Below are 25,077 nucleotides of genomic sequence, written 5' to 3' on the forward strand. Positions count from 1 at the left end.
TAGAGAGTCGTGGTGACAGCTGCAACTAGTGAGCAGTCATTCGACCTCAGGCCATTTCAAAGCCCGGGTAACCCTGTGCGGCGATTTCGTCGCATCGGCGATGATAATTACCAACGCCACCAATATAGGATACAAGTCGGCGCGGTTTTCCATCTACGTTGGAGCCCATGTACCAAGAGTCGGTTTTGACGACCAAGGTCTTCGCCGCCGTCTCGTCGTGATGCTGTACCCAGTCGTCCTCGAGCTCTTTGGAGGCTTCCACGACTTGTTTACCGTGCCGGGCGGCAAACTCAATACATCCAGTGATCCAGTCCACCTGCTGCTGCAGGCAGGTGGTCATGTTGCAAAGTGCAGCCGACGGTGCCAACGGTGCACCCGTTGTGAACAGGTTGGGGTAGCCGTGGATCTGCAGTCCCATTGATGTGCGGATTTCTTGTTTCCACTGCTCCCTCAGTGACCGGTTGTCGCGACCGCGAATATCGATCCGGCTGAGTGCGCCGGAACCGGCATCAAAGCCCACGGCCAGTACGATGATGTCGACCTCGTGAATCTTTCCATCGGCGGTCTGGATTCCCTCCGGCACGATGCGCTTGATCGGTGACTGCTTGCAGTCAACCGCCTCGACGTTGGGTTGCAGATAGACTTCAAGGTACTTGTTTTCGAGCGGTACGCGATGGGTGCCGAAACCATAGTCGGTGGGGATCAGCAGGTTGCAAAGATCCGGCTTCGACTGGAGTCGCTCACGCATCTTGATACGTACGAACTCCGACACGACTTCGTTGACCTGCTCGTCAAAGAACATCTCGGGAAAAGAAGCCAGCCACATGGCTAACGAGCCATCTTCCCAGAGTTGTTCAAGCACGGCTTGTCGCTCTTCGGGGGACTTCTCGGCCCACGGGCCGGCGTCGAAGTCGTAGTCAAAACCTGCAAAGGTTTCTCGCACGCGCTTCTTGAGTTGGTGGAATTGTGCGCCCCACTTTTCCCAGTCTTCTTTGCTGTATTTGGGGTTCCTCATCGGAATGACATACTGCGGGGTGCGCACGAAGACCTTCATTGATCCCACCGATGGGGCGATGGTCTGAATCACCTGAATACCGGTGGCGCCGGTGCCCACCACGGCTACACGTTTGCCCTTGAAATCCACGGGATCTTTTGGCCACAGACCGGTGTGATAGATCTGGCCTTTGAAGTCGGTTTGGCCGGGGAACCGGTCGGACAGTGGGGCGGACAGCATGCCGCAGCAAGAAATCAGGTATTGCGTATTGATCGTTTCACCCGCCTCGGTTGTCACAATCCAGCGACCACTCTCCTCGCAGAAGTGAGCGGAAGCGATACGGGTGTTGAACTGGATATCTTTCTTGAGGTCCAGCCGATCCGCGACGAAGTTCAGCCACTCCTCTGTTTCGGGCTGCGCGGGGAATCGTTCGGTTGGCTGCCAGGATTTGTAGAGTTCTTCGGAGAACCAGTACTGATAAATTTCAGCCTGAGAGTCAAAGCGCGCACCGGGGTAACGATTCCAATACCATGTACCGCCAACACCGGAAGCCGTATCGTAGGAGCGGACTGTCAAGCCCATTTCACGAAGTCGATACAACTGATAGAGGCCAGCAACCCCAGCACCAATCACCATTGCGTCCAGGTAGGTGACTTTACCGTCGCCGGTAAACGCAGAGGTGAGTTTAGATTGAGCACTCATTTTGAAACCTCATATTGTTATGTTTATATTTGCCTTTACTTACTTGCTGCCAGGCAATGGTTAAGGCGCGGATAAACGTTAACAATGAAGGCGAGTGTCACTCTTGAAGGAAATGGTGAATAGCTTGAAGAATCCGGTGCAGTGACAGACGGTATGACCCACAAAGACGATTATCTTGCGATAGCCCGTTTCGTCTGAATCGAGGGTTCGACGCGTGAAGCACTGATACGGTTCACCAGGTATTGCGCTTCTTTCGCCACGCCGGAAAAACGCCCTCCCCCAGGTGTACAACCATGGCAATCCGAAGAAATACAGACCTGGCTGCGCCGTGACCCCGCGTTGGTGTCCCGTGTGTCCACGGCCATTGAAGACGGGAGCCTCGACCCAGGTAGAGTCCGGACTGAAGCCGATGCACCAGATGATGCGGCCCTGCCGGCCGCATGATGAATATCTATCCCGCCTGAACCGTCTTGGGCAATGTCGCACAGGCCGGGTAGTCAAATGCACGGCACATGCTCAGGGGGCGAGGATTTCCTGTAGAAATTCAATGAACACATTGATGCGACTGGAACCACGATGATTGGGCAGGTACAGCGCATTGATGCTAGTGCTCGCGCTGCCTGGGTTGACCTCGTACTGCTCCAGCACACGCGTCAGGCGACCTGCGCTGACGTCGTCACGCACCAGCCAGTCGGCCAATAGCGTCACCCCGCCCCCGGCCAACGCCGCCTCACGCAGAATGTCGGCGTTGTTGCTTTGCAGCCTTCCCTGCACATTCAAGCGAATGATTTCCTCATCACCCTGGAATGTCCAATTGTGGTGGCCTGTGCGGTAATCAAAACGCAGGCATTGGTGCTCCAGCAGATCATGGGGGTGTCGGGGCAGTCCGGTACGCGTCAGGTAATCGGGGCTCGCCACTACCCAACGCTGGAAATCGCCCAGGCGCTTGCTGACGATGTCTTCACTGACGACCGATGAACCCAGGCGCACGGACACATCTATCTGCTCGCTGAGCAGGTCACTGACCTCGTCGCTCAGCGCGAGGCTGATCTCCAGGCCAGGATGGCGATCCAGCAGTCGTCCCAGATGCGGCGCGATGATGCGTCGGCCGAACTCCACCGGGACGCTGGCCCGTAAGCGTCCCTGGGCTTCGCTGCCACGGTCGGTCACGACGGCATCGGCCTCGTCGATGGCCTCGAGGATCGCCACGGCTTTATCGAAATAGTGCTGCCCCGCTACCGTGACGCTCGTGTTGCGCGTGGTGCGATTGAGCAAGCTGGCGCCCAACTCACTCTCCAGCCCCGCGACCTGCCGGGTCACAGACGAAGTGGAGATGCCGAGCTTGCGCGCCGCAGACGAATACCCCCCACAGCGTACGGTTTCGACAAACATTTTGAGCGCCAGCAACTTATCCATAAGCGGAGTCCAGGGTCGAATAGGAAAGGTAACGACTGTGCATGACCAGGCGTTTCACGTCTTGCATGGCTGTGCTCAATCAGTGGTGGATTAAACCCGATATGAGCCGCTGAATCAGGATGGCGTGATGCCCATGATCCGATTACCCATGCTTACCCCCCAGTCGCCCATGCGCCTGCCTTCTGCGAGTTGCTGACTTTGCCAGGTCTGCAGGGCTTTATCGAGGTCGCCACTGTCGTCGATGGCCTGCGCCAGGAACAGTGCATTGCGGGCCGCCTTGGCCGTGCTTGCGCCGGTATGGGGCCGCGGTACAAAAGCGGCATCGCCGGTCAACAGCACACGTCCGAAGACCATTTGTGGAACGTTCAGATCAAGGATCGCCTGGACAAAAATGTCTTCGGTCTGGCGAATCAGTTCGCGAAAAGCCGGGTTTGCATGCCGTTCGCCCATTTCCCGTAGGTAAGCCTCCTGCTCCGCCGCCAATGCCCCCGGTGGAATGGAGTGGCTACGCCGCTGGCCGTCGCGATCAGTGAGCAAGGCGTCCAGTTCCGGCCCTTGCGCGGCTTTCAAATACCATAGCCAGTTGAACCGACGCTCGCCAGGCTCAATGGAGCCGTTCAAGCCCGGCACCATGTATTCGAGCATCAGCGATCCAGGGTCCTGTTGAAAGACAAAGTCCTCGTAAAGCTGCGTCTTGGCGAAGTCTGCAAGTCGGTCTTCATCCACAAGCCCACGCCAAACCACATAGCCCGAATAGCCAGGTTGCGCCCCGGGCAACACCCTGCTCCGCACGGTTGAACCCGCCCCATCGGCCCCCACCAGCAGGTCTGCCTCGGCACGACTGCCATCGGCGAATATCGCCGTCACCCGGTGCTCGTCCTGAGCCAGATCCACCAGCGTCTTGCCACGGTGATAATGCTCGGCGGGAAATGCCGAAAACAATGCGTTGTACAGGGTGTTCCAGGACGTCTGTGTTTGCGGCATCGGTTCTTTATGCAAGACGCTACCGGCTCGATCCAGATACAGGCGATCATGGGAGCGGACGCCCAGCGCATGGGTCTGTTGGATGCCGGCATAGCGAAAATGCTGCAGGACATCCGCTTGCAGAACAATGCCACCGCCACGGCTATCCATTGCCGCGGGGGAGCGCTCGAAAACATCGACTTGCCAGCCAATCGCCCGCAACGCCGTGGCGGCAAACAGGCCGCCCAGTGAACCACCGATGACCAGGGCCTTCGGACTATCCGGACTCTTCATTACCTTTCTCCTTGCGAAGTGGTGATTCCCGAACCAACCGGTTTTGAGCTGCGTTATGCCAGCGCCGGATAGTCGATGTAGCCCTTGGCGTCGCCGCCAAAAAAGCTGTTGCCGTCCGCCGGGTTGAGTTCGGTACGCCCACGCAGGCGAGCCGGCAAATCGGGGTTGGCAATGAACGGGCGACCGAACGCGATGACGTCGGCACGCCCTTGCGCGATGGCGCGTTCAGCGGTCTCTGCGGTGTACCCCCCCGCCAGCATCAGAACGCCGTGGAAGTCAGCTCGCAGCTGTTTGATGATGGCGTCCCAGCGTGGATCATTACTTTCATCGAGCACCGTGCCGACCATCATCGGTTCCACCAGGTGCAGGTAGGCGAGGTTCCATTGATTGAGCCGGGAAGCGATGTAGCCAAAGGTCTGTTCCGGGGTGTCATCGCCCATTCCCATGAATCGCCCCATCGGTGTCAGGCGCACGGCAACGCGTTCGGCCCCGACTTCTTCGGTCACCGCTTGAACCACTTCGAGCAGCAGCCGTGCACGGTTTTCAATACTTCCACCGTAGCGATCGCTGCGCTGATTGCTGGCGCTGTTGATGAATTGGTCCAGCAGGTAGCCATTGCCCGCGTGGATTTCCACGCCGTCCATACCGGCCAGAAGCGCATTGCGCGCGGCCTTGCGGAAATCGGAAACGATCGCTTCGATCCCCGGGATGTCCAGTTCCTGAGGGACAGGAACATCACCCCACACCCCCTCGCCCTGCTCATTGAGGATGAAGGTCTTGCCGGGGACCGGCTGTGCGGTCGGCGCGACCGGCAAGCCGCCGTTCGGTTGAAACACGGGGTGTGACACCCTCCCCACATGCCAGAGCTGCAGGAAAATGCGCCCGCCCTCCGCATGCACGGCGTCGCTGACCGCTTTCCAGCCGTGAATCTGCTCGTCGCTATGGATGCCCGGCGTCCAGGCGTAACCCTGACCCTGCTGCGAAATCTGAGTGGCCTCGGTGATGATCAACGCGGCACTGGCGCGCTGACGGTAGTACTCAACGTTCATCGATGTCGGCACGTTGCCGGGCTGCCCCGCCCGCGAGCGAGTCAGAGGGGCCATGGCGACACGGTGATCAAGGTTGAGTTGACCGAGTTTGATTGGGCTGAACAAGTGCTGGGACATGATGATTTCCTGTAGGGATCGGGGTTGAACAAGTGGCTCAAGCGGCCTGGTTTCGTTTCATTATCTGGATCATGATTTCGCTGGGTTGTGCGCCACTGATCACGTCACCCGCGATCTCAATGGTCGGTACCGAACGCACACCGGACGCCTTGCTTTGCGCTTCAAGCTTCAAGACTTCAGCCATGCCTTCATCGGTGTTGAGAAAGTCGACAATGACCTTGCGGTCCAGTCCTGTTTCGCCAGCGATATCGGCTAACACATTGAGGTCGCCGATATCCCGCCCCTCGCCGAAGTACGCCTTGAAAATGGCCTTGACCAGGCATGCAGCGTCTTTGCCCGCCTGTTGCTCGCGCCATACCAAGCGGTGCGCGGCCAGGGTGTTGGGGGTTGTTTCGACGCGCTCATAATGGAACCCGAGGCCGACGGCTTTACCGGCGTGGGTGACCTGCGCGTCCATGGCCTGGCTGCGCGCCCAACTGCCGAATTTGTCGGAACGATAGGCCTTGCGGTCCATGCCTCGAACAGGCATGTCCGGGTTCAATTGGTAAGGCAGGAAACTGATTTGACGATCAGTTGAAAAAACCGACGCGGCCAGTGCGCGTTCAAGATTCACCTCACCGATCCAGCACCATGGGCAGATGAAGTCGTAAGTCACTTGAATGGTGGTTGAGTGCAAACTCATGACGGTCTCCGTGGTTGAATGTTTTCACCCCCCCAAGGTAAGCGTCCGGCACCCGCCGGAGTATCCACCTGCCGCGCAACGTTGCTTTTCGCGAAACGCAACGCTCAGGTGATCTGCGCGTCGGCTCATGGCCGTCGTTGCGCCCGACGCAATGTAGCGTTGCGTCTTGATGGACTACTCGATCCCAAGCGCCCTGTCTAAGCTCACCGAGCTGAAAGTCGCCGTACGCCAATCGCACGCGGCGGATTGAAAGATCTGTCGTTTACTCAGTTCGAGAGGTAAGGCGATGAAGCGCAAGACGATCATCGGTGCCGTTGTGGCGCTCGGCGTGGTGGGAATAGGGTTCGCGTTCTGGATGATGTGGAGGCCGCAAATCGCTGCTGTCAGCCCGCCGCAGAGTGCCGGAAGGGAAACCCTGGACAGAGGCCGGCGCATCGTCGAAACAGGCGACTGCGCGGTCTGCCACACGCGGCCCGGGGGCGACTACATGGCGGGCGGCTTGCCATTGATCACGCCCTTCGGAACACTCTTCACCACCAACATCACCCCGGACCCGGAAACCGGTATCGGCAAGTGGTCGCTGCCGGCCTTTGAACGAGCCATGCGTGAAGGCATCGCCCGCGACGGTCACTTCCTCTATCCGGCCTTCCCCTACGTGCATTACCGAAAGTTGAGTGATGCCGATATCGCGGATGCCTACGCCTTCCTGATGAGCGTGGACCCGGTCAAATACACCGCACCTGAAAACCATATGGTTTTCCCCATGAACTTCCGTGCGCTGGTGTCGTTCTGGAACTTGCTGTTCCTGCATGGCGATCCGCTGCAACCGCTTCCCGACCGGTCTGCGCAATGGAACCGCGGACGCTATCTGGTCGAAGGCGCAGGACACTGTTCGTCCTGTCATTCGCCGCTGAACCTGATTGGTGGCGAAAAGAGCAGCGAGCTGTTCAACGGCGGTATCGTTGACGGCTGGACGGCCCCCTCCCTGCGCGGGATGGCCGACGCGCAACACCCCTGGAACGAAGCCCAGTTGGTCGCCTATCTGACGGGCAAGGTCGCCGAAGATCACGGCGCGGCGGCGGGCCCGATGTTGCCGGTCAGCCTGAGCATCGCGCAATTGCCGGTGGAAGATGCCCAGGCCATCGCCCGCTATATCCTTGACCTCAAAAAAACCTCGTCGGACGCCACGTCACCGCCCTGCCCCCCTGCGGCCAATTCCACTGCCAAGGCTTTGCCCGGCGCGTCGTTGTTCGACGGTGCCTGCGCAAGTTGCCACAGCGCCGCCGCCCCCATGCGCACCCTTGATTCGAGGCCCGCGCTGGTCAACACCAGCGCCGTCAGGGCGGACTCGCCACGTAATCTGATCCAGACCATTTTGCAGGGCATCCCGATGTCCACTGCCGCTGCCAGCCACTACATGCCGGCCTTCGCAGACAGTCTGGATGACACCCACCTCGCCGCCATCGCCGAGTACTTGCGCAACGAGAGCTGCCCGACCAGGCCCTGGACGGATCTCGACAAGACAATCAAGAGCATTCGGACTCAGGAGTAGCCACCGTGATCACACTCGACATCAACGGCAAGACGCATGAACTGGACATCCCGCAAGACATGCCGCTTCTGTACGCCTTGCGCAACCAGGTAGGGCTCAATGGCGCGAAATACGGCTGCGGTCTGGGTCAGTGCGGCGCTTGCACCGTTTTAGTGAACGACAAACCGGTGTTTTCATGCCTGACGCCCTGCGGCGCGCTGGCGGGCAAGTCTGTGCGCACCGTGGAGAGCCTGGGCAGTGCCGACAAACCGGGGCCGTTGCAGAAAGCCTTTATCGACGAGCAGGCAGCCCAGTGTGGTTATTGCATCGCGGGGATGATCGTACGGGCGCAGGCGCTGTTGGAGGCAAACCCCCGTCCGGACGATGACACGATTCGTCGCCACATGGCGCCCAACCTGTGCCGCTGCGGCACTCATGTACGGATCCTCGCCGCTATCAAGTCGGTCATCGCGCAGGGAGACAAGGTATGAAGTCCTCAAGGCAAAACGTCGATCTGAGCCGCCGCGTCTTCGTGATAAACGGTGCGTTGGTGATGGGGTTCGCCATGCTCCCGAGTATCCCGCGTGCCTTCGCCGACACCGAAGTGGACACCCTGGGTACGGCAATCCTGGCGCCTGATCTGCCAGGCAGTTTGCGGGCCACGCCCTATCTGGACGCCTGGATCCGCATTGACGCGAAAGACGGCATTACCGTCTACACCGGCAAAGTGGAGCTGGGCACTGGGGTCAAGACCGCGCTCCTGCAGATCGCCGCTGAACGCCTGGAAGTGTCACCGGGTCTCATCCGTTTTCTCACCGCCGATACTGCCCTGACACCCAATGAGGGCTACACCGCCGGCAGCCATACGATCGTCGACAGCGGTACTGCACTGTTCAACGCGGCGGCCCAGGTGCGGCAGTTGTTACTCGAATCCGCGGCACGCCAATGGCAATGCAACACCGACAGCCTGAGCACGCGGGACGCAGTGATCCACGATGGGCAAGGCCGCAGCATGACCTACATACAAGCGGTGAACGGGGTTCAATTGCATCGCTTCGCATCCGCGAGTTCCCCCTTCAAGCCAGCCAGCAGTTTCACCCTGATCGGCACATCATTGCCCAGGCTGGACATCCCGGCCAAGGTCAGCGGCGGTGCGGCCTATGTGCAGGACATGCGCCTGCCCGATATGTTGCATGCCCGCGTGATACGTCCACCCCGGCGCGGCAGTCAGCTACTGGACATTGACGAGGCCGCCCTCAATAAACTCCCCGGTGTAGTGAAGCTGGTCCGCAACGGCAGTTACCTCGCGGTGGTCGCCACCGATGAATGGCTCGCGGTCAAGGCGATGCGCGAGGGCTACGCCACTGCCCGCTGGACCGAAGGGAATCCGCTACCTGACTCGACCCATATCCATCAGCTGCTTACCGAGCTGCCGGCGCGGCGCTACCCGGTGAGCGCCAAGGGTCAGCTCACGCAACCTGAGTCCCGTGGGTACAAGGCACGGGTGACCAGGCAATACCTGATGCACGGTTCCATTGGGCCGTCTTGCGCGGTGGCTTGGTTCAAGGAGGGGACGCTGACCGTCTGGACCCACACCCAGGGTGTTTATCCTCTGCGCATGGGCATCGCCGAGATGCTGGGTCTGCCTGTGCAGCAGGTACGCTGCATCCATGCTGAAGGCTCCGGCTGCTATGGCCACAACGGCGCCGATGACGCCGCCGCCGATGCCGCGTTGATCGCCATGGCCCTGCCTGGCAAACCCGTACGGGTGCAATGGATGCGCGAACAGGAAAATCTCTGGGAGCCCTACAGCTCGGCAATGCTGGCCGAAGTGGAAGCGGGACTGGACGACAGCGGGCGTCTTCGTGACTGGAAATACGAACTCTGGAGTACCCCGCACAACGAACGCATCGTCAATGCCGGGCGCCTGCTGCCGGCGTGGCTATTGGCCAAACCCTTCACCCCTGCGCCTTCGGTCCCTATCGCCCAGCCCGAGGGCGACGGCGACCGTAACGCAGTTCCGTTGTATGAGATACCCAACCTGCAGGTTGATCTGAATTTTGTGCTGACCATGCCCTTCAGGACCTCGGCCATGCGTTCGCTGGGTGCCCATATCAACGTGTTCGCCATCGAAAGCACGGTGGATGAACTGGCGGCGCGGGCTGCGGTGGATCCGGTGCAATTTCGCCTGAATCACTTGAGCGATCCGCGAGCACGGGCGGTGGTGGATCGGGTGGCCAGTGCGTTCAACTGGCCGCAAAAAGCCACAGGCCCCGGCAGCGGAATCGGCTTCGCCTTCGCCCGCTATAAAAACATCATGGGTTACTGCGCCATCGCCGTGCAGTTGCATGTGCAGCGCCAGACCGGGCAAGTGACGATTGATCGGGTGGTGGCCGCCGTCGATGTGGGGCAAATTGTCAGCCCCGACGGGCTGCTCAATCAGGTTCAGGGTGGCATCGTGCAGTCCGCCAGCTGGACGCTCTATGAACGAATCCTCTATGACGCCAATGGCATGCACAGCTTCGATTGGAGCGGCTATCCGATCATGCGTTTTTCCGAGGTGCCCAAACAGGTCGAGGTCCACATGATCGATCAGCCGGACCAGCCATTTCTCGGTGCCGCGGAAATCGTCCAGGGCCCCATGGCCGCAGCGCTGGGTAACGCCATTCGGGATGCCACCGGCAAGCGTTTGCTCGATCTGCCACTGGCTCGACGTGGCTGGCAGGAAGCGTTGGGATCATGAGCGGTTCTGACAGGCTGAATCGGTCGGCTATCGCACACCTGAGATAAAAAAAGGGCGGTGGAGGATCACTCGCACCGCCCTACCCCATTCAAGGGAAATGTTTCTCTTCTATAAAACATGCCGTTGGAAGAGAACGGCATGTACACGCAACACGCCTTTAAGCGCTGCCTGTCAGTCAAGCGGGCAGCCAGCCCGCTGAATAAGTTTTCACCCGCGCTCTACCGGGTAACGCCTAAAACAATGCCAGTTGGTAATTAATGATGATCCGGTTTTCGTCCTGTTGGCGGGTGTTCGGAATGTTGTTTCGTACCATCGCGTTTTTCCACATGAGGCTAACGCCTTTCAACGGTCCCGATTGCACGACATAGGCCAGCGTTATATCGCGCTCCCACTCACTGGAATCGCTGGAAGCGATGGTATTGATGTCATCGCCTTTAACGTAGACAACTCCCGCGGTCGCACCGGGCAAGCCCAGTTTTGCAAAGTCAAAGGCGTAGCGTGCTTGCCAGGACTTCTCGCCGGCGTGCACGAATTTCTGAACCTGCATTTCCGTGATGGTGTAAGTGGTCGGGCCGTCACCCTGGTTTAAATAAGGGAAATCGCTTTTCCCGTTGCTAACCTCATAGCCGGCTCCGAAGGTGTGACCGGCAACGGCGTAGGTCAATAATCCACTGAACAGGTTATTGTCGACTTTGCCTTTGATCGTATTACCGCCGTAGTAGCCTGTCGTAAAGTAAGCAGGGTCATGGCCGTTCGCACCAGCGTCCTGGCTATTGAAATATCGAAGATCACTGGTCAGCACGCCTGAACCGATTGCCCAGTTATGAATCAACCCCAGAAAGTGTTGCTTATAAAAATCCTCAAGGTTGCCGTAATAATATTGCAAGGTCAGGTCTTTGCTCAGTTTGTAGTCGCCACCCGCATAAATGAATTTATTACTGAAGCGACCGGTGACCGGATTGTTGGCGCCGACAATGGACATGTTTTCGGTATTGCTGGAGTTGCGGCCCTTGACCCCGTCAATTTGACCTCCTGTCAGGGTCAGATCCTTGATGTCCGCAGAGGTTACCTGGGCTCCTTGCCAGGTTTGCGGCAGCAATCGTCCGTCATTGCTATAGATAACCGGCAGTTTCGGCACCAGAGTGCCAAGCTTCAACTCGGTCTTGGAAATCTTCACTTTCCCGGTCAGTCCCAGACTGGAAAAATCGTCAACCGCATGGTCGCCGTCGCTTGGAAATACCACACCGCCGAAGTTGTTGCCCGTTGGATTACCATGTTTGCCGGCGCTTGAATCGAGCTTGACACCCAACATGCCTAGCGCATCGACACCGAAGTCTACAGGCCCTTGGGTGTATCCGGAGATATATTCCAACTGGAAAGCCTGTCCCCATTCCGCTTGATAACTTTGATTGGCGGCTTCCTGCGCGGGTGTTGCAGAGTCACGATAATCGCTATTGATGTAGTAATTACGCAATTTAAGTGCTGCCTTACTGTCTTCAATGAAACCAGCCGCATGGGTTTGCTGCGCCAAGACACAAAGGGCGGCCGCAAGGGTAAAAATACATTTCATTTCTCTGCACTCACGTTGAGATTATTATTTTTGTATTAACTTTTAAGCGTTTTTCAGGCGCAAATGTCCCGACAGCACAGGAAACATAAGCGCCGTTATTCAGAAATTATTTAATGCAGGGACCAACTACATGGATTAATCGGCTTTGAGCTGAGCCTTCCATGTTGCCGGTGTACCCAGTTCAGAATCGACCAACTGGTTTTCGAATTGATTGCGTTCGCTGATGGCACTGGCGGAGCGATCGGTCTTGGAAAACCAGACAACACCGATGAATGCGACGGCCATTGAAAACAGGGCCGGATATTCATAAGGGAACCAGGCTTGCTGATGATGAAGGATCTTGACCCAAACGGTTGGGCTGAGAATGCACAAGGTAATGGCCGATACCAGCCCCAGCGATCCACCCATCACGGCACCACGGGTTGTCAGGCCTTTCCAGTAGATCGATAACAGCAGGACCGGAAAGTTGGAACTGGCGGCGATGGAGAACGTCAAGCTCACAATGAAGGCGATGTTCTGCTTTTCAAATGCAATCGCCAGCAGAATCGACAACACCCCCAGCACGATGGTCGTCACGCGGGAGACGCGCATTTCGTCACGGTCGCTGGCGGTGCCACGGCGCAACGCATGGGCATAGAGGTCATGAGAAACCGCTGACGAGCCCGCCAGGGTCAACCCTGCCACGACCGCCAATATCGTCGAGAACGATACCGCACACATGAATCCGAGGAAGACATTGCCCCCGACGTTATGGGCAAGGTGAATGGCAACCATGTTAACGCCACCCAATATTCCACCGGATGCATCGTGATAGGCCGGATTGCTCGCCACCAGGGCGATGGTGCCAAAGCCAATGATGACAATCAGCGCATAGCCGATGCCGACGAGACCGGAGGCATAAAGAATGCTTTGGCGCGCGGCTTTAACGTCACCGACGGTGAAAAACCTCATGAGAATGTGTGGAAGACCTGCCGTACCGAAGACCAGTGCCAACCCCAGGGAAATAGCGGATACCGGATCGGAAATCAAACCGCCGGGGCTCATGATTGCGCCATGGGACGGATGAACCTGAATGGCTTGAGTGAACAGTTGGTTCAGGCTGAATCCGAACTCGGACAACACCATGAACGCCATGAAAACGCAGCCGGTCAGGAGCAAGACTGCCTTGATAATCTGAATCCAGGTGGTGGCCAGCATCCCGCCAAAGAACACGTAGATCACCATCAGCGTACCCACCAGCAGTACAGCCGCGGTGTAGTCGAAGCCGAACAGCAATTCCACCAGTTTCCCGGCGCCGACCAGTTGAGACACCAGGTAAAGCAGCACGATCACGATCGAGCTGGACGCCGCGAACGCTCGTATGGGTCTTTGCTTCAACCTGTACGACAGGACGTCCGCCAGGGTGTAGCGCCCAAGGTTGCGCAACGGCTCGGCGATCAGGAACAGAATGATCGGCCAGCTGGCGAGAAAGCCGATCGAGTAGATCAGTCCATCGAAGCCACTGGTAAACACCAACGCGGAGATGCCCAGTAAAGACGCTGCGGACATGTAGTCGCCGGCAATGGCCCAACCATTCTGGAAACCGGTGATTTTCCCGCCTGCGGCATAGTGATCGGCAACGCTATTGTTCTTGCGCGCCGCCCATCGTGTGACAAGCAGAGTGAACACGACGAACGCCAGGAACATGTCGATGGCAATGGGGTTGTGTCTGGGCACTGCGGCAGGGACATCGCTCGCGTAGACAGTTGCCGAAGCAAGGATGGCCGAGAATGTAATAAGAAGACGCTTCATTTTTTGAAGCTCCCGATGATTGTTTTTATTTTGGGGTCGTAGCAGGTGTTGGTGCGCCAGACGTAGACGGCAACGAGAAGAATCGTGAAGGCGAGCATCCCGAAACCAATCGGCACGCCCCACGTCATGGGATGACCTTCGGTGATGGGTGTGCCCAGGCGGGCAGGAATAAAGGCCAGCGTAAGAATGAAGCCGAAATACACTGCCAGCATGAGCGCCGTCATGCTCCACGAAAATATTCGTCGCTGTTTGACCAATGCACGAAACTGCGGGTTTTCCAGAATCGGATTTTGAAGAGTGTCTTCCAGCTGTTCAGCGGACACGGCCGGGCCACCGTCTTGCGGATATGCATGTTCCATGGTTCTCTCCTGCGAAGGGCGTGTGACTGAATTAAAACTTCACGGGCACTGCCGTTTCGCGCATCACGGCTTCCGGAGTCCGATACAACTCAGCCATTTCGCGCTCTTCCTCGCTTTTCAATTGCGCCTGCATATACGCGCCAAGATGCCGGGCGTGCTGAACGATCGAGGCGCCGAAACGGCAACGTTGCTCGCTGTAGGCCGCCAAGGCTTCTTCAACGGATGCCTCTCGCTCGAGCGCTTCGACGATGGCCAAGGCATCACCGGCCGCCTTGGTGACACCCATCCCGCAATGGGGACGGACCACGAATGCAGCGTCGCCGAGCAAGGCGATGCGTCCGAAATTCATCTTCGGTACTTCAAGGTCGTAAATCGGCTGGAACAGCGGCTGCGCAGCTTTCTTCACGACTTCGGCAAACTGCGGGGCGAGCAGCGTATCGGCGGACTCATACATATCGGCGAGCACGTCACGACGTATCAGCGTCGGAGGAATTCCACCTTCAAACTGCTTGCCGCTCTCATCCCGGAGCAGGTCCTTCAACTCATCGTCGCCGCTGGTGCGATACCACACGAAGTTATAACGACGCTCGCCTGCCAGGGTGCTGTTCGACTGGCCGGCAACCGGATACCCCAAAATCTGTTCGCGCGGAGGTAAGCAGAACGCAAATTTATCGAAGAGCGCGGCGTGGGCGGCGTCGGAAAGAACACCTTCATCGACCAACCCGCGCCAGGCGATATAGCCGGCGTATTGCAGATGCAAGTCAGGCAAAAGCTGCTGGCGAATCGTCGAGCGAAATCCATCGGCGGCAATGATGATGTCTGCTTGATGCGTGGTGCCATCGGCCAGTGTGATGCTGGCATGGGACGCCGAGCTTTGGACCGAGACGACGTTGCCGCCGCAACGATAGAGCGAGTCTGGAAAAGCGGCGCGAAGCACCTGGTACATCTTTCCCCACGCGGTCAGCGTTTGCGGGAGCGCGTTCTCCAGTACGACATCGCCGTCCTGGTCCAGCGTGACGCGCGACAGCACATCGATACCTACCGACGCATCGAGCGGGATGCCCGCTGCGGCCATCGCTTCGAACAACTCAGGGTGTGTAACGATCCCTGCACCTCGTCCAGCGAGTTCATCGGGTACCCGTTCGAAGACTTCGACATCCCAGCCTTTGCGAAGCAACATGTTCGCTGCAAACAGACCACCCAGCGAGCCACCGACGACAATGGCGCGGCGTTTGTTCGGCATATTCATCATGGTTGCACCTCCAACATCGCAGCGGCATGGGTGGCGTAGGAACCGACGGCTTCAATCTCGGAGGCCGGGAAGTTCAGTTCGATGGTGACGCCGGAAGGGTCTTCGATGAATACCTGATGCAGGCCCAGGCTCGGAACGGTGCGATCACGCCAGGCAATGCCTTCGGCTTTCAGGACACCCCAGAACTCAACCAGGCCGGTTACCAGAAACGCAATGTGATCAACGGTCCCGGTGCCCTTCAGCGGGATGTCCTTGTCGCCGAGATACTTCTTCAGGCCCTCGGGGTTGGCGGGATCGATCCCGATGATGTGGACCGTACCAAAATCCTGCTCGTCCCCTCCCATGTACAACCACACGCCAGGGAAGTCGAACGGCGGCCGGTAGCCGGGGGTGAAACCGAGCACCTTTTCATAAAATTGGCTGGACTTTTCCAGGTCGAACGACCGGATCGAGTAATGAGCGAGTTTTCGGACTTGCATGATGCCTCCAACAGTTTTTGTTGTTATTTATCGGTTGATAAACAGTAAGGCCTGACGAAATTGATGTAAATAGCCGGCGGACCCGATTTTTTCAGGACTGCCCCTGAGCCACGTCGCGGTGGCGTCCTGGCAGAACACGCTGGAGGCGTTTGGAACGGGCTTTTCAGCGCGAAATAGCGAGGTGCGCGCCCTCCCGCCACCTATCCAGCCAAAGGCTGAAACAGGTGATGAGTGGTCGAAAAAAGAAGGGTGGAAGCAGGATGTCAGGAGGTGGCCAGGCGGGAAATCAACTCAAGCGAGGCGTCCCGCCGATGTCGTTGTCGACCTGAGCCAATACATGGGGACCGCCATTGAGGAACGCATCGACCATCTGCTCTATCAGCGCGTCAATGTCCTCGGTTACCGGAAGATCGTAGATCCATTTGCGCACGCCGATATAGAAAATACTGGCATGCAAACTCCAGATCAGTTCGAGCTCTTTTTCATTGATCGTTTCACCGCAGGAAGGCGCCAGGCCATGGGCGTGGCGAATTTCGGCAATAACGGGAATGAAGACTCGCTCGCGTAATTTGGCCAGATACCGATCGTTGATGCCTTCACGGGTCAACCCGGCGAAAACGAAGATGCGAATCCATTCTCGTCGCAAAATCACGTTGGCGTATGAGGTATAGAAACGCACCAGGCGTTCCTGAAGGGGTTGCGAACGATCCTTGATCACCGTCTCCCAAGAAGCATCCCACTGATAGACCTCGTCGTAAACGCGGTCGATCAGTGCCTCCTTACTGGGGAAATAGCGATAAAGCAAAGGCTGGGTGATGTCCAGTTGCCGGGCCAGCTCACGGGTGCTTCCCGAGAATCCGCAGGTCGCGAAGTGCTCGATGGCTTTCTGCACGATCTGCTTTTCCCGGACCTCTGGGGAAAGGCGCCGGGTTGCCGCTTTGACGGTGCCCTGTGAGTCCGTTGTTTTTTTTGAGTCTTGCATAACGCCTCGCTCGAGCTTCATCGAGGCATCATACAAAACAAAAGAATGCGCTGGCTATGAACCCCGACCCGGCGTCCGAGGACGTGAACCGTTCCGTCACCGGGCAGGCGTTCAGGCAGCGCGACGACTCAGTGGTTCTGCGCGTCTCTACGGGACACCACCAGGAAGATGATCAAGGTCACCAGTGACAGTGCACTGCCGACGGCCGCAATCGCCAACCAGCTGAAGTGTTCATAAAGCGAGCTGGCCACCGAGGAGCCAAACGCCCCGCCAATGAAGATGCTGATCATGTACAACGCATTCAGACGGCCTCGGTTGGCAGTGCCCAAGGCGTAGACAGCGCGCTGCCCAAGCACCATGTTCATCTGCACGGCAAAGTCCAGCGCGATACCGGTAACTGCCAAACCCATCACACCGTAAAAAGGGTTGATGAAGGCCGGGAGGAAACTCACTGCGGCCAATATCATGGCCAACTGTGAGGCGCGTCGAGTGTGCCCGGCATCCGCGAGTCGACCACTGATAGGTGCGGCGATTGCACCGATGGCGCCGACCAGGGAGAAAATCGCGATCTGACTTTGCGAGAGGCCGAACTCACGGCTCAATACCATCGGGACAGTGGTCCAGAACAAACTGAACGCGGCAAACATCAACCCTTGATAAAGCGCTCGCTGACGTAATACGGGTTCGCGGCAAAACAGTTGGCCAAGGGATTTCAGCAACTGGCCATACGACGCGCGATGGGCTGGTTGCCATTTGGGCATGGTCATGCCGATCACCACGGAAATGACGAGCATCAACGCAGCCGCGCCGATAAACACGGCCCGCCAGCCAAAATGATCGGCAACCAGGCTCGACAGCGGCCGCGCCAGCAGGATCCCCAACAGCAAGCCGCCCATGATCCCGCCCACCACTCGGCCGCGAGATTCTTCCGGCGCCAGATGCGCGGCCAATGGAATCAGCATTTGCACAGAGACCGAGCTGAAACCGATGAGTGCCGAGACGACAAGGAACACACTCGGCTGCCTGGCCAGGCCGGCTGCGATCAGGCTGAAGATCGTAACCACGATCGTTGCGATCATCAGCCGGCGATTTTCCATGAGGTCCGCCAACGGGACCAGGAAGAACAATCCGAGTGCGTAACCGATTTGAGTCAGCGATACGATAAAACTGGCGCTGCCATTGGACATGCCGATGTCCGGGGCGATCAGGCTGATAATCGGCTGTGCGTAATAGATGTTGGCCACGATGGCGCCACAACAAAATGCAAAGAGAAGCACCATCCCTCTCGTCATTGAAGCTATTGCCACCGTCGCTGCCGTACCGCTTGTTGAAACACTCATGCTGTGGACTCCTGAAGTTCGACAACGGTGACGTTCCAATGAAGGTCACCCGCTGGATGTTTGTCAGGCCACAAAATAGGCGGCACGCCTCGCCGGGAGAATATGGACATGGCGCAACGTCCTGTTGCGTCGTGCGCAAAAGATGCCTGGGCAGTTTGCTGGAACCGCCGTCGGTACGTGGTCGCTATGAATGCCAGACGAATACGGATGCGCTACTACAATGAGTAGAACTTCCGGGGCCTGACAGGCAGCGAGCGAATGTGGATGAAACACCAACTCTGCGTCGTTCGGCCGATTCGTTTCGCGACCGCCTCGCTCATCCTCGTCACCTCCATTGCCGGCGCAGAGGACCTCGAGCCCAGGTCCTACGCCAATACGCCGGTCGGTATCAACTTCCTGCTCATGGGCTATAGCGATCTCCATGGCAACGTGACGGCCAACCCCTCGGTCCCGCTCCAGGATGCCAAGCTCGATATCAAGACTGTCGTGTTTGCCTTTGCCAGATCCCTGGACATCTGGGGCCGCTCCGGGAAGTTCGATATCGTCGTGCCTGAGGCAAGATTGACTGGGTCTGCCCTGTTTGCCGGTGAGCCCAAGGAGCGAAATGTGACGGGTTTGATCGACCCAAGATTTCGCTTCTCGGTCAACTGGTATGGCGCCCCGGCGATGTCCCTGGCTGAATTCCCCAGCTATAAACAGGATGTGATTATCGGCACCAGCCTGGCGATCACCGCGCCACTCGGCCAGTACGACGCGAACAAGCTGGTGAATCTCGGCAACAACCGCTGGTCGTTCAAGCCCGAACTCGGGATTTCCAAGCGTCTGGGACCCGTGACCCTGGAATTGTCCGGCGCGGCAACGTATTACACCGACAACAACGAGTACCTGGGCAACCGCACACTTTCCCAGAACCCGATATACCAGGTGCAGGCGCATCTTATCTATGCCTTTGAGAGCGGTGTATGGGTCTCGCTGGATTCGACCTACTTTGAGGGGGGGAGTACTTCAATCGATGGCGTCGGCAACCATGACTTCCAGGAAAATACGCGCTACGGATGCACCCTCACGCTACCGTTGAACCGCAACCATTCGGTGAAGCTCAATGCGAGCAATGGCGGACATACTCGTACGGGCAGCGAATACGATGCCATTGGCATCGTCTGGCAATATCGCTTCGGCGGAGGGCTTTGAAACCGGGGCTTGCGCTGTATTCCATTCAGGCATCGGTGGAATATTCGACGGAGTCTGATTATTGACCAATACCCGCAAGTGGTTCAGGAAAATCGAGCGTCACATAATCTGATTCGATGGATAAAGACCGGCAAGCCGCGCTATCACCACACCCACGTAAAAGACCCCTGAAAACTCTTCAACCATCACAAGTGAACGAGCGTGATTGGTTAACGGGATAAAATCACCGTAACCGGTTGTTGTGAGGGTCGTAAGACTAAAATAGATCAGCTTGAAGAAGTTTCCGGGCTGGACGAAGTCAAGGTGGCCAGGGCCGAATGAACCGGCGCTGGACATCTCGACCAAGGCATATACGAATGACCAGACGAACGCCAGCAGGATGTAACCTGCAAGCGCGCCATGCAGTTTGTCCGCCGTAATGGGCCCGCGCTTGAGAACATAGCGAAGCACTCCGCTGAACGAGATGGCAAGAGACGCTGTATAAGCCATCCCGGCAAGTTTAAGAACGGCGACACTCCCAGCCCACAATGCCCCCCATAGAAGGCCGACCCCCAGCAACGCCAGACACAGTTTGAGAATGACTCCCTGCCGAGTCTGCCTGGTGGCGAAAGCGCCCACGAGCAGCACGGTTGAAAACAGAATGGCGAGCAAGATGCGGTCAAATATGCCCTCTTCAAGAAAGGGAAACAGGAGGATCAATCCCACTAAGAGCAGCAACAGATAAGTGCAGGGCCCCAGCCCTATGACAATCTGACCTAAATCCGCATCGGAATCGGTTTTATCTTGTGGATGGGTCATATCGCCTCCCTGAGGCCGAATAGTTGCTTTATATGGCGTCTATGTTCGAATTACAGTCTGACCCCCTTCCCTGTCTGTGCCGGTTTTTTCAAGGGCCCGAGACGCCCGCCCCCATCAACGCGCTGCAAGTTACTCAAGTGCCTGATGAAACCACTAGTGTTGACGCCGATAAAAAGTCCGTTTCACAAACTCGGCCGACACCATGTACACCAGACTGATTGCCAGCATCAGCAACAGGATATGGAATGGCAAAGGCACCAGGCCGAACCAGGGGGCTACCGGGCTGTACGGCAGGCCGATGGCCAGCAGGCCGATGCCCAGTGCACTGACGATCAGCAGTTTAGCCGGGCGGCTTTGGTAAAACGGTTTGTAGGTGCGCACGATGAAGATCGTCAGCAGTTGAGTCAGCAGCGACTCAACGAACCAGCCGCTGCGGAATACTGCAGGAACCATCTCCGCCAGCAGGTACAGGGCCACGAACGTCAGGATGTCGAACAGTGAGCTCACCAGCCCGAACACCACCATGAAATTACGTATCTGCTTGATGTTCCATCGGTGAGGCGTGCTTTCCCATTCCCGGTCAACGTTGTCGCTGGCAATCCCCATCGAAGGGATGTCGGACAGGAAGTTATTGAGCAATATCTGCTTGGCCAGCAGCGGCAGGAAGGGTAGCGCCAGGGAAGCAAGGGCCATGCTGATCATGTTGCCGAAGTTGGCACTGGAGACAATCGATATGTATTTGAGGGTATTGGCAAAGGTATGCCGCCCCTCTTCGATGCCTTCGCGCAGGACATTCAGGTCGTGCTCCAGCAGCACAAAGTCAGCGGCCTGTTTGGCCACGTCGGCCGCGTTGTCCACGGAAATCCCGATGTCGGCGACTTGCAGCGCCGGGGCATCATTGATGCCATCGCCCATGTACCCGACCACATGCCCGGTCTTTTGCAGGGCCCGGATGATGCGCTCCTTCTGATTGGGATCGACCTCGGCGAACAGGGTTGTCCGGGGGGCCAAGTGCATCAAGGCTTCATCTTTCATCGCCGAGAGTTCACCGCCGGTGATGATTCGCTCCACCGGCAGGCCCACCGCCTGGCCGACATGGCGGACGACCAGATGGTTGTCGCCGCTGATGATCTTCACTTGCACACCCAGCCCGTCCAGGGTGGCGAGCGTGTCCTTGACCCCGGGTTCCGGCGGGTCAAAAAACAACAGAAAGCCGCGAAAGGTCATGTCCTTCTCTTCGTCGCGACCATAGTGCGGCTGATCGGGTAATGCACGGGTGGCAAGGCCCAGGACGCGAAAGCCCTGCTCGCTCCAGTTCGCGAAACGTTGTGCGATCGTCGCCAGTTCCGCGTCGTTCAGCGTGACAACCTGTTCACCACGGCGCAGGTGCGTGCAAACCTCAAGCACATTGTCCAGGGCGCCCTTGGTCACCATCAGCCTGCTGGCCTCAGGGGCATTGGCCACCACCACGCTGAGGCGCTTACGGACAAAGTCATAGGGCACTTCATCGAATTTGACGACGTCGGCGAACGGGGCCAGGTCTTTGCCGGCCAGGGTGATGGCATCGTCCATCGCGTTACGCATGCCTGTCTGCAAACTGGAATTGAACACCGCCAGCTGCAGGACATCAGTGGCGGCGACGCCCTCCACATCCATCGCAGCGTCCAGCACCACGACACCCCGTGTCAGCGTACCGGTCTTGTCGGTACACAGGATGTCCATGGCCCCCAGGTTTTCGATGGCGTTGAGGTGACGCACGATCACCCCTTTCGCCGCCATGCGCTGCGCGCCTTTGGCCAGCGTAATGCTGAGAATCGCCGGCAACAGTTCCGGCGACAGACCAATGGACAAGGCGATGGCGAATAGCAGCGTGTCGAGGGTCGGGCGATGCAGCAAGATGTTGATGCCGAACACGACGATCGTGATCACCAGCATCACCCGCAGCAACAAGGCACCGAAACGACGCAAGCCACGCTCGAATTCCGTTTCGGGAGGCCTGAGCGACAAGGTCTTGGCAATGTGGCCGATCTCGCTGTCCTGGGCATAGCGCGTCACAAGCACCTCGGCGGTACCGCTACGGACCGAGGTGCCCATGAACACACAATTGTGGCGCTGCCCCACGGTGGCCTCAGGGGCGCAATCACCTGGCAGCTTTTCGACCGGAAAGGTTTCGCCGGTCAGCAGGCTCTCGGCGATGAAGCAATCGAGGGCCTGCAGGATGCGGCCGTCGGCGGCGATCAGACTGCCGGCGCTGAGTAACAGGACGTCACCTGGCACCACGTCACTGGCGGCAACCTCCAGGGTCTTGCCCTCCCGACGGACCGTTGCGCGCAAGGCGATCTTGTTGCGTAGCTGCTCCACCGCGTGGCTGGCACGATTTTCGTACCAGGCGCTGAGGACGGCGCTGATCAGCACAATACACCCGACAATCGCCGCGTCGAGCCAGTCGCCCACCACCACGGCCACCACTGCGCCGGCGATCAGGATAAGCACCAACGGCGTGCGCATTTGTTCCAGCACCAGCCTGGCCAATCCCTGTGGCCGGTCCTTGGCCTGTGGCGGCGCGCTGCGCAGTCGAGCCTTGGCCTGGGCCTGGCTCAATCCCGTCGGCTTGCTGTGCAAGGTGCTGAACAACTCGCTGAGCGACGGGCTCCAATAATCGGCGCAGACATCATGCGTCGGTTTTGTCGTGGTGGAATGCCATTCGCGATGCGCCAGCCAGAGACCGGGCAACATCGGTAACCAGAACGTCAGGCCGCGAAACAGCAGCGTGGCAGACAACGCTACGGCAACGTTCACCCCGACCCAATGCAACGTCACCACGGCTGCGGCTTCGAAGGCCCCAAGACCACCCGGCACAATGCCGATACTGCGCAGAACGCTGGCCAGCATGAAACCGGCAAACAACCCCAGGGGCGGTGCCGAGACACCCAACGCTCGCACCAGGACCCACAGCGTTGCACTGTCCAGCATGATGATCGCCAGTTCGAGCAACGTGATGCGCCAGAGCAAGGCGTGGCTGCGTACCAGCTGTCGATCCGCTCCGGTGAGCAACGCAAGGCCTTTGGCTATAATCGAAAAACGCTGCCCCGGCACATGGGTCGCCAGGCGTGTGTTGCCGGCCAGCCTTGGCGTGGCAACCGCCAGCATCAGGCTGACCGCCACGAACACCACACAGGTCCCCACTAAAGCCGCCGTTGCATGCCCTTGGAAAATCACCACCGGCAGTGCCACGCCAACGGACAGTACATAGGCCAGGAAGTACCCGGACAAATCCAGTACAAGGCACGCCAGCACGACGGGTCTGGCGAACCCCAGGCGCACGAACGAGGCGACCACCGCAAAGGCCCCGCTGATGCCGGAAGACGGCAAGGCTTGATCGACAAACAGCTTCATCAAGCTGAGCTTGCCCGCCTCCCAGAGTGAAAGATGCTGAGCCCCGGCCTTGAGCACCACACGAAAAACCTGCCCCTGCGCCATATAGGTCAGGGCTTGCAAGCCAAAGGCCGCGATGAGCCACAGTGGCTCTGCCTCCGTCAGCAGGCGTGTGAAGGATTCGACGTCCGTGAATTGCAGTGCGACGCCCACCACCGTCGCAAACATGGCGGCTCCCAGCAGCCATGTCAGCCAGAGTGCGGGACGACTGAAATGCTGGCCGTCTTCCAGCGCAGTTGGAGGAGGAAAGTCTGGAATGGGTGATTTGACAGACATGCCGGGTCCCTGAGCAATGTGGCAGATCGCTGGATTCTGGGCCCGTGTGGGCGGGCGGCATTGATTAATGTCAATCCCGCTTGCTCAAGCGGGTTCAGTCCGGTGGGACACTGCTGCCGGTCTCCGGGTACCCGCAGCGCTGAACAAGCCAACCGCGCCTAGGGGGAACGTATTATTGGCGCGTTATTGTTGATGAGGGTTTGTATGATCTCGACCGATCCGTTGATGGCAAATTGAACGCCCATGCACACCAATATAAAACCCATCAAACGGGAAATGGCATCGATACCCGACTCCCCCGTCACCTTCATGATCAAGTCCGACGCGCGCAAGCAACCCCAAAGCGTCAACGCGGTGACAAGGAAAATTAAAGGTGGAGCGGTCAGCAGCACCCATTGCGGAAAGGTGGTGTTGTTTTTAATGGTGGCAGAGGCACTGATGATCATTGCGATAGTGCCTGGGCCGGCTGTGCTGGGCATGGCCAGGGGGATGAAGGCGAAGCTGGTTTTTTTCGCCGCGCTATCGCCGCAAGCGGTTTCGCGAGGCTTGGGAAACAACATGCTCGAGCCGATCACGACAAGTATTCCGCCACCGGCAATCCGCAAGCCCGGGATGGAGATACTGAATACACCCATAACGAACTCACCGATGTAATAGGTCACCAGCATAATGACGAAAACGTAAAATGCCGTCAGGAAGGCCTGCTGGTTTTTTTCTTCACGACTGAACCCTTGGGATAACGCCAGAAAAAGCGCCACGGTGGTGGGTGGATTGATCAATGGCAACAATGCCAACAACCCGAGCGTGACGGCGTCGAATAAATGGTTCATCCCTATCCACCCTGCAAGTCACTGAAAACACTTCTTGGTGCGTCATTATGGAATCAACTGGGTGTCGACGCTTTCTATACAACTTCCATTTCGGGGCTGCATTCGAACGCCAGACAAGTAACGCCAGACAAGTCTAGGTGCGCTGTGGGTTTTCACCACTGACGGCGAGAATCTGGCCATCCATTGACTTAAATCAGATGACCCGACTACGCGCGAATCCAACGTAGATCATACTCACCGAACAAGTTAAGCACCGCTGACATCCGAAACCGGTCCCTGCACA

19 protein-coding genes are annotated in these 25,077 nt (G+C 58.0%); 4 read left to right on the forward strand and 15 right to left on the reverse strand.

The genetic code is table 11. The features are described 5' to 3' along the window. Positions 1-46: 46 nt before the first annotated feature. From ACX3YD_RS31400 to ACX3YD_RS31420, 5 genes are all read right to left on the reverse strand, one after another. Positions 47-1,696 carry a flavin-containing monooxygenase gene (locus ACX3YD_RS31400; RefSeq protein ID WP_458961993.1) on the reverse strand — a complete coding sequence of 550 codons (1,650 nt, stop codon included), beginning with the start codon at positions 1,694-1,696 and terminating at the stop codon, positions 47-49. Between the two features lie 516 nt (positions 1,697-2,212). Further along, complete coding sequence (locus ACX3YD_RS31405) at positions 2,213-3,112, reverse strand: LysR family transcriptional regulator (RefSeq protein WP_458961994.1); 900 nt, start codon at positions 3,110-3,112, stop codon at positions 2,213-2,215. Positions 3,113-3,226: 114 nt separating this feature from the next. Further along, positions 3,227-4,369 carry an FAD binding domain-containing protein gene (locus tag ACX3YD_RS31410; protein WP_458961995.1) on the reverse strand — a complete coding sequence of 381 codons (1,143 nt, stop codon included), beginning with the start codon at positions 4,367-4,369 and terminating at the stop codon, positions 3,227-3,229. A 53-nt stretch (positions 4,370-4,422) separates the two neighbouring features. After that, positions 4,423-5,535, reverse strand: a complete 1,113-nt coding sequence (locus tag ACX3YD_RS31415; protein ID WP_047529184.1) for an alkene reductase — start codon at positions 5,533-5,535, stop codon at positions 4,423-4,425. Positions 5,536-5,572: 37 nt separating this feature from the next. Next, positions 5,573-6,217 (reverse strand): DsbA family oxidoreductase, encoded by a 645-nt coding sequence (locus ACX3YD_RS31420; RefSeq protein WP_458961996.1) that lies wholly within the window; start codon positions 6,215-6,217, stop codon positions 5,573-5,575. Positions 6,218-6,503: 286 nt separating this feature from the next. Here ACX3YD_RS31420 and ACX3YD_RS31425 point away from each other — a divergent pair, with 286 nt between their 5' ends. Genes ACX3YD_RS31425 through ACX3YD_RS31435 form a run of 3 tightly spaced genes read left to right on the forward strand, consistent with a single transcriptional unit; the run spans position 6,504 to position 10,491 of the window. Next, positions 6,504-7,769 (forward strand): c-type cytochrome, encoded by a 1,266-nt coding sequence (locus ACX3YD_RS31425; RefSeq protein ID WP_458961997.1) that lies wholly within the window; start codon positions 6,504-6,506, stop codon positions 7,767-7,769. Between the two features lie 5 nt (positions 7,770-7,774). Next, positions 7,775-8,239 (forward strand): (2Fe-2S)-binding protein, encoded by a 465-nt coding sequence (locus tag ACX3YD_RS31430; RefSeq protein WP_458961998.1) that lies wholly within the window; start codon positions 7,775-7,777, stop codon positions 8,237-8,239. Then, on the forward strand, positions 8,236-10,491 hold the full coding sequence (locus tag ACX3YD_RS31435; RefSeq protein WP_458961999.1) for a xanthine dehydrogenase family protein molybdopterin-binding subunit: 2,256 nt from the start codon (positions 8,236-8,238) through the stop codon (positions 10,489-10,491). The genes ACX3YD_RS31430 and ACX3YD_RS31435 overlap by 4 nt, the downstream gene beginning before the upstream one ends. A 232-nt stretch (positions 10,492-10,723) precedes the next feature. Here ACX3YD_RS31435 and ACX3YD_RS31440 read toward each other — a convergent pair whose 3' ends face one another. The 7 genes from ACX3YD_RS31440 to ACX3YD_RS31470 all read right to left on the reverse strand — a co-directional run bounded on the left by ACX3YD_RS31440 (position 10,724) and on the right by ACX3YD_RS31470 (position 18,264). Next, positions 10,724-12,061, reverse strand: a complete 1,338-nt coding sequence (locus tag ACX3YD_RS31440; protein WP_458962000.1) for an OprD family porin — start codon at positions 12,059-12,061, stop codon at positions 10,724-10,726. Positions 12,062-12,196: 135 nt separating this feature from the next. Next, entirely contained in the window at positions 12,197-13,852 is a 1,656-nt protein-coding gene (locus ACX3YD_RS31445) for a cation acetate symporter (protein ID WP_458962001.1), read from the reverse strand. Further along, positions 13,849-14,211 carry a DUF485 domain-containing protein gene (locus ACX3YD_RS31450; RefSeq protein WP_458962002.1) on the reverse strand — a complete coding sequence of 121 codons (363 nt, stop codon included), beginning with the start codon at positions 14,209-14,211 and terminating at the stop codon, positions 13,849-13,851. The genes ACX3YD_RS31445 and ACX3YD_RS31450 overlap by 4 nt, the downstream gene beginning before the upstream one ends. 31 nt (positions 14,212-14,242) lie before the next feature. Continuing rightward, a complete protein-coding gene (locus tag ACX3YD_RS31455; RefSeq protein ID WP_458962003.1) occupies positions 14,243-15,463 on the reverse strand; it encodes an FAD binding domain-containing protein in 1,221 nt (406 codons plus the stop codon). After that, the gene (locus tag ACX3YD_RS31460; protein ID WP_458962004.1) at positions 15,460-15,942 is read right to left on the reverse strand and encodes a VOC family protein; all 483 of its coding nucleotides are present in this window, start codon (positions 15,940-15,942) and stop codon (positions 15,460-15,462) included. Before ACX3YD_RS31460 ends, ACX3YD_RS31455 begins: the two co-directional genes overlap by 4 nt. 286 nt (positions 15,943-16,228) lie before the next feature. Next, complete coding sequence (locus ACX3YD_RS31465) at positions 16,229-16,924, reverse strand: TetR/AcrR family transcriptional regulator (protein WP_458962005.1); 696 nt, start codon at positions 16,922-16,924, stop codon at positions 16,229-16,231. Between the two features lie 128 nt (positions 16,925-17,052). Beyond that, positions 17,053-18,264, reverse strand: coding sequence for an MFS transporter (locus tag ACX3YD_RS31470; RefSeq protein WP_458962006.1), 1,212 nt, complete (start codon positions 18,262-18,264; stop codon positions 17,053-17,055). A gap of 264 nt (positions 18,265-18,528) precedes the next feature. Here ACX3YD_RS31470 and ACX3YD_RS31475 point away from each other — a divergent pair, with 264 nt between their 5' ends. Further along, positions 18,529-19,455 carry a transporter gene (locus ACX3YD_RS31475; RefSeq protein ID WP_458962007.1) on the forward strand — a complete coding sequence of 309 codons (927 nt, stop codon included), beginning with the start codon at positions 18,529-18,531 and terminating at the stop codon, positions 19,453-19,455. Positions 19,456-19,554: 99 nt separating this feature from the next. Here ACX3YD_RS31475 and ACX3YD_RS31480 read toward each other — a convergent pair whose 3' ends face one another. The 3 genes from ACX3YD_RS31480 to ACX3YD_RS31490 form a co-directional block, all read right to left on the reverse strand. Next, positions 19,555-20,253: an ion channel gene (locus ACX3YD_RS31480; protein ID WP_458962008.1), complete on the reverse strand. Its 699-nt coding sequence runs from the start codon at positions 20,251-20,253 to the stop codon at positions 19,555-19,557. Between the two features lie 153 nt (positions 20,254-20,406). Then, positions 20,407-23,964 carry a magnesium-translocating P-type ATPase gene (mgtA, locus tag ACX3YD_RS31485; protein ID WP_458962009.1) on the reverse strand — a complete coding sequence of 1,186 codons (3,558 nt, stop codon included), beginning with the start codon at positions 23,962-23,964 and terminating at the stop codon, positions 20,407-20,409. 158 nt (positions 23,965-24,122) lie between these two features. Continuing rightward, complete coding sequence (locus ACX3YD_RS31490) at positions 24,123-24,794, reverse strand: MarC family NAAT transporter (protein ID WP_458962010.1); 672 nt, start codon at positions 24,792-24,794, stop codon at positions 24,123-24,125. Positions 24,795-25,077 lie beyond the last annotated feature (283 nt).

This window comes from Pseudomonas fluorescens group sp. PF-1 (genome assembly GCF_054481335.1).

What these genes read in the sequence shown, in the direction of transcription:
- ACX3YD_RS31400 (WP_458961993.1), bottom strand. Translation starts at nt 1,696, where the DNA reads ATGAGTGCTCAATCTAAACTCACCTCTGCGTTTACCGGCGACGGTAAA.
- ACX3YD_RS31455 (WP_458962003.1), bottom strand. Translation starts at nt 15,463, where the DNA reads ATGATGAATATGCCGAACAAACGCCGCGCCATTGTCGTCGGTGGCTCG.
- ACX3YD_RS31475 (WP_458962007.1), top strand. Translation starts at nt 18,529, where the DNA reads ATGAAACACCAACTCTGCGTCGTTCGGCCGATTCGTTTCGCGACCGCC.
- ACX3YD_RS31410 (WP_458961995.1), bottom strand. Translation starts at nt 4,369, where the DNA reads ATGAAGAGTCCGGATAGTCCGAAGGCCCTGGTCATCGGTGGTTCACTG.
- ACX3YD_RS31490 (WP_458962010.1), bottom strand. Translation starts at nt 24,794, where the DNA reads ATGAACCATTTATTCGACGCCGTCACGCTCGGGTTGTTGGCATTGTTG.
- ACX3YD_RS31420 (WP_458961996.1), bottom strand. Translation starts at nt 6,217, where the DNA reads ATGAGTTTGCACTCAACCACCATTCAAGTGACTTACGACTTCATCTGC.
- ACX3YD_RS31435 (WP_458961999.1), top strand. Translation starts at nt 8,236, where the DNA reads ATGAAGTCCTCAAGGCAAAACGTCGATCTGAGCCGCCGCGTCTTCGTG.
- ACX3YD_RS31470 (WP_458962006.1), bottom strand. Translation starts at nt 18,264, where the DNA reads ATGAGTGTTTCAACAAGCGGTACGGCAGCGACGGTGGCAATAGCTTCA.
- ACX3YD_RS31445 (WP_458962001.1), bottom strand. Translation starts at nt 13,852, where the DNA reads ATGAAGCGTCTTCTTATTACATTCTCGGCCATCCTTGCTTCGGCAACT.
- ACX3YD_RS31450 (WP_458962002.1), bottom strand. Translation starts at nt 14,211, where the DNA reads ATGGAACATGCATATCCGCAAGACGGTGGCCCGGCCGTGTCCGCTGAA.
- ACX3YD_RS31460 (WP_458962004.1), bottom strand. Translation starts at nt 15,942, where the DNA reads ATGCAAGTCCGAAAACTCGCTCATTACTCGATCCGGTCGTTCGACCTG.
- mgtA (WP_458962009.1), bottom strand. Translation starts at nt 23,964, where the DNA reads ATGTCTGTCAAATCACCCATTCCAGACTTTCCTCCTCCAACTGCGCTG.
- ACX3YD_RS31440 (WP_458962000.1), bottom strand. Translation starts at nt 12,061, where the DNA reads ATGAAATGTATTTTTACCCTTGCGGCCGCCCTTTGTGTCTTGGCGCAG.
- ACX3YD_RS31405 (WP_458961994.1), bottom strand. Translation starts at nt 3,112, where the DNA reads ATGGATAAGTTGCTGGCGCTCAAAATGTTTGTCGAAACCGTACGCTGT.
- ACX3YD_RS31425 (WP_458961997.1), top strand. Translation starts at nt 6,504, where the DNA reads ATGAAGCGCAAGACGATCATCGGTGCCGTTGTGGCGCTCGGCGTGGTG.
- ACX3YD_RS31415 (WP_047529184.1), bottom strand. Translation starts at nt 5,535, where the DNA reads ATGTCCCAGCACTTGTTCAGCCCAATCAAACTCGGTCAACTCAACCTT.
- ACX3YD_RS31465 (WP_458962005.1), bottom strand. Translation starts at nt 16,924, where the DNA reads ATGCAAGACTCAAAAAAAACAACGGACTCACAGGGCACCGTCAAAGCG.
- ACX3YD_RS31480 (WP_458962008.1), bottom strand. Translation starts at nt 20,253, where the DNA reads ATGACCCATCCACAAGATAAAACCGATTCCGATGCGGATTTAGGTCAG.